This is a genomic window from Spirulina sp. CS-785/01 (assembly GCF_028330525.1).
Classification (GTDB): Bacteria; Cyanobacteriota; Cyanobacteriia; order Cyanobacteriales; family Spirulinaceae; genus JAQMSD01.
Genome location: NZ_JAQMSD010000351.1, coordinates 1 through 3867 on the forward strand (window position 1 = coordinate 1; position 3867 = coordinate 3867).

At 47.0% G+C, this 3867-nt stretch carries 3 protein-coding genes; all 3 read left to right on the top strand.

Features of this window, described 5'->3' with window-relative positions; genetic code table 11:
• Nucleotides 1-1485 (top strand): TolC family protein (locus PN462_RS23270; protein WP_272131254.1); only part of this gene is annotated, 1485 nt, incomplete at its 5' end.
• Between the two features lie 143 nt (nucleotides 1486-1628).
• A complete protein-coding gene (locus PN462_RS23275; RefSeq protein WP_272131255.1) occupies nucleotides 1629-2210 on the top strand; it encodes a DUF1997 domain-containing protein in 582 nt (193 codons plus the stop codon).
• 166 nt (nucleotides 2211-2376) lie between these two features.
• A complete protein-coding gene (locus tag PN462_RS23280; RefSeq protein ID WP_272131256.1) occupies nucleotides 2377-3540 on the top strand; it encodes a cysteine desulfurase family protein in 1164 nt (387 codons plus the stop codon).
• The last annotated feature ends 327 nt before the right edge of the window (nucleotides 3541-3867 follow it).

Sequence of the window (3867 nt, forward strand, 5' to 3'; positions counted from 1 at the left end):
CAATTAACCTCCCCTCGCCAACCCCAACCCCGTCAACGTCGGGCCCGTCATCATAACCCCTTTACCCAGTTTCTCGCCCAAAGTAAACCCTCAGACTCCCCCACCCCCGAAAAACCCAGTCAGCCCGAAAACCGCGTCCCCCTCACCCTAGAAGAAGTCGTCCAATTAACCGTCACCAACAACACCCCCATTCAAAACGCCTACTTAGACCGCATCGTTCAACGTGCCAGTCTGCGTACTGCCCAAGGGGAATTTGACCCCAAATTAACCCCCACCCTCCGGACTCAACTCACCGGAGATGGAGAAGATTTAGACATTGAAAACACCCAAGAACAAATTCAACTGGGGGCAGAAATTTCCCTATTATTGCCCACCGGAGGAGAAATACAAGTCGATTGGCGTAGTCAACTGCGGTCCTTAAATGCCTTAACCACCGAGGACTCCTTGCGCCAAGGGGTGACATTATCCTTTAACCAGCCCCTCTTACGGGATGCAGGGCCAGAAATTACCCGCTTAAACCTCGATCGCGCCTTAGTCCAAGAAGATATTAACCTGTTAGCGTTACGGGATACCCTCAGTGCAGAGATTATTCAATCCATTCGACTCTATCGCCGACTGTTACAACAACAAGAACAAGTTAACAATACTCAAGTGGCCTTAGAGAATGCCAAAAAAGCCCTAGAACGACAACAGGCATTAGTGGAGGCAGGCCGAGAAGCAGAGTTTCGTCTTCTCACCAGTGAACAAAACGTCACAGACTTTGAAAGTCAGTTAATTGAAGCCCAAAACGCCGTCCAATCCGCCCGTCTTGCCCTATTGAACCAATTGGGGATTGAGCGGGAATTACCTGTCATGGCTGTGGAAAATGTCACCGAAGCCACCCAAACCCCCGTCAAAATTGCCACCGAGGAGGTGGAACAGATGGCTTTTAATAATCGCCCCGATTATTTGATCCGCTTACTGAGTCTCAAGTTGGCGGAGTTTAATGTGGTAGAGGCCAAGAATAATCGCCAATGGCGACTGGACTTAGAAACCCAGTATAATCAAGCCTTTACGGATCAGTCCGATGTTTCGGCCCAGTTGGTATTAACCCGACGGTTAGGCAACCGAAAACAAGATGAGGAGAACTTTGAACGGGCTAGGGTGAATTTATTACAACAAGAGAATACCCTAGAACTGAGAGAGGAGGAAATTCGCACGGAAATCAGCGATCGCATCCGAGAAATTCAGCTACAATTTCGCCAAATTGAACTCGCCCAACAAGCCGTAACCTTAGCCCAACGCAACTTAGAAGCCCAAGAAGCCTTAGTCGATGCGGGAGAAGGGAATCCCTTTGAATTACGAGAAGCCCAAGAACGATTATTAAATGCCAAAAATAGAGAACTCCAACGCCGCATCAACTATTTAAACTCGCTCACCGAATTACAACGGACAAAGGGTACAACATTACAGCAATGGGGCATCCGTCTAGAGAGAGATTCTTAAAAAATTAGCGCAAATATTTCATTTTTTTAAGACAATGTAAACAAATTTGTCGTATTTTTGCCACCTGTCGGATTTCTAAAGATTTTGTAAAGTAATATTAATAGGACACAGTTGCGTCCCTCAAAGTCTTAAAACTTATTGTTATGAAAATTTCTTGCGAAGCAGTCGAACCAGTCACCATTCCTGTAGAAGAAGAATCGATCCCCATTCAGCATTATCTACGACAACCCCACCGCCTTGTCAATGCCATTGCTGATCCCCGTCTCATGGAAGAATTGGGCAATGACTGTTATCGTCTGAAAATGCGCGAATTAAATTTACTCAACTTGTATCACTTTCAGCCCACCGTAGTGCTAAAAGTATGGTCAGATAGTGAAGGGACTGTATATTTGCAATCTCAATCCTGTGAAATTCGTGGCATTGATTATATTAATGATCGGTTTTGGTTAAATGTGCAAGGGAAATTAGCCGTCCGAGAACAAGACGGTAAAATTAAACTCAAAGGCAAAGCCATTACCAAAGTCACCGTTGATGTTCCCCCCATGTTATTATTAGCCCCCGGCCATCTCTTAGAAAATGCGGGAAACAGTTTAGTAAAAAGCGTCTTAATGCGTATTAAACAACGCTTATTAAGCCATCTCATTGAAGATTATCGCCAATGGGCCAGAGACGAACAAACCCCCACCCCCCAATCCTCCTTATCGGCTGAAAATGCAGCCAGTTAATTGAGTAATGGAGATTGGAGATTGGAGATTGGAGATTGAAGCGAAGAAACCGGGTTTCTGTCCAAACCGATAATACTTTTCTACAATGTTAAACAGAAACCCGGTTTCTAACCTACTTGACTTGTTACCAACCAACAACCAAGAACAAACAACCAACAACAAAAAAATGAGTCAAAAACCCATTTATCTCGACTGTCACGCCACGACACCCGTTGATGAACGGGTATTAGAAGCCATGTTGCCCTATTTCACCGAACGATTTGGCAACCCGTCGAGTATTAACCATGCCTATGGGTGGGAAGCAGAAGCCGCCGTGAAAAAAACGCGAGAAACCCTCGCAAAAGCCATTAACTGCGGCCCAGAAGAGCTCATTTTTACCAGTGGGGCCACCGAAGCCAATAATTTAGCCATCAAAGGGGTTGCTGAAGCCTATTTCACCAAAGGCCGCCATATCATCACCGTAGCCACCGAACACCGGGCCGTAATTGATCCTTATCGCTATTTAGAGTCCTTGGGGTTTGAGGTGACGGTATTACCCGTCCAAGAAGATGGGTTATTAGACCTAGACCAACTCGAAAAAACCATTCGCCCCGATACCATTTTAGTCTCCGTTATGGCTGCCAATAATGAAATTGGTGTAATTCAACCCTTAGCGGAAATTGGGGAAATTTGCCACCGTCATGAGGTCTTATTTCATACCGATGCCGCCCAAGCCATTGCGAAAATTCCCCTAGATGTGGATGCTATGCAAATTGATCTCATGTCCCTGACAGGTCATAAAATCTACGGGCCCAAGGGCATTGGAGCATTATATCTGCGGCGACGAAATCCCCGTGTGAAAATAGCCGCCCAACTCCACGGCGGTGGCCAAGAACGGGATATTCGCTCTGGGACCCTCTATCCCCCGCAAATTGTCGGATTTGGCAAGGCAGTAGAGTTAGGCTTAGAGATGATGGAGGAGGAAGCAGAACGCCTACAGGGGCTACGAAACCGCCTCTGGGAGCAACTCCAATCCCTCGATGATATCTACCTCAATGGCCATCTCAGCCAACGACTCCCCGGCAACCTCAATGTTAGTTTTGCCGGAGTAGATGGTTCAGCCTTACTCCTCGGCCTCCAGCCTACGGTTGCCCTTTCGTCGGGGTCTGCCTGTTCGAGTACCGCCACCACCCCATCCCACGTCCTCACGGCCTTAGGCCGTTCAGAAGCTCTCGCTTATGCGTCTTTGCGCTTTGGCATTGGGCGATTCAACACCGCCGAAGAAATCGATCGCGTGGCCGAAACCACCCGGCAAACGGTACAATCTCTACGGCAGGCTAAGACTATTTAGGGTGGGACACAGATTATTTTTTCGTTGTTCCTTTTTTCACCAAGAATAAACAACTAACAACCAACAACCAATTGTTGATTGTTGATTGTTGATTGTTAATTGTTAATTGTTATGCAATCGTCACATCATCAGACAAGTACACATCCTGAATGGTGTGGAATAACTTCACGCCTTCATAGAAGGGACGTTCAATGACCCCCACCTACTTCGTGAGGTGGGGGAGTGGGGAGAGATAACCTTCCCGTAGCTGCGAATAGCTCTCCAGGGGTATTGCGGATTAACACTACTGGTCGTTTCTCTAGACCGGATTAGCTGTAAGGGGGCGGA

Bases quoted from the DNA above. Each gene is read 5' to 3' on its own strand.
- PN462_RS23275 (WP_272131255.1), top strand. From the start codon at position 1,629: ATGAAAATTTCTTGCGAAGCAGTCGAACCAGTCACCATTCCTGTAGAA.
- PN462_RS23280 (WP_272131256.1), top strand. From the start codon at position 2,377: ATGAGTCAAAAACCCATTTATCTCGACTGTCACGCCACGACACCCGTT.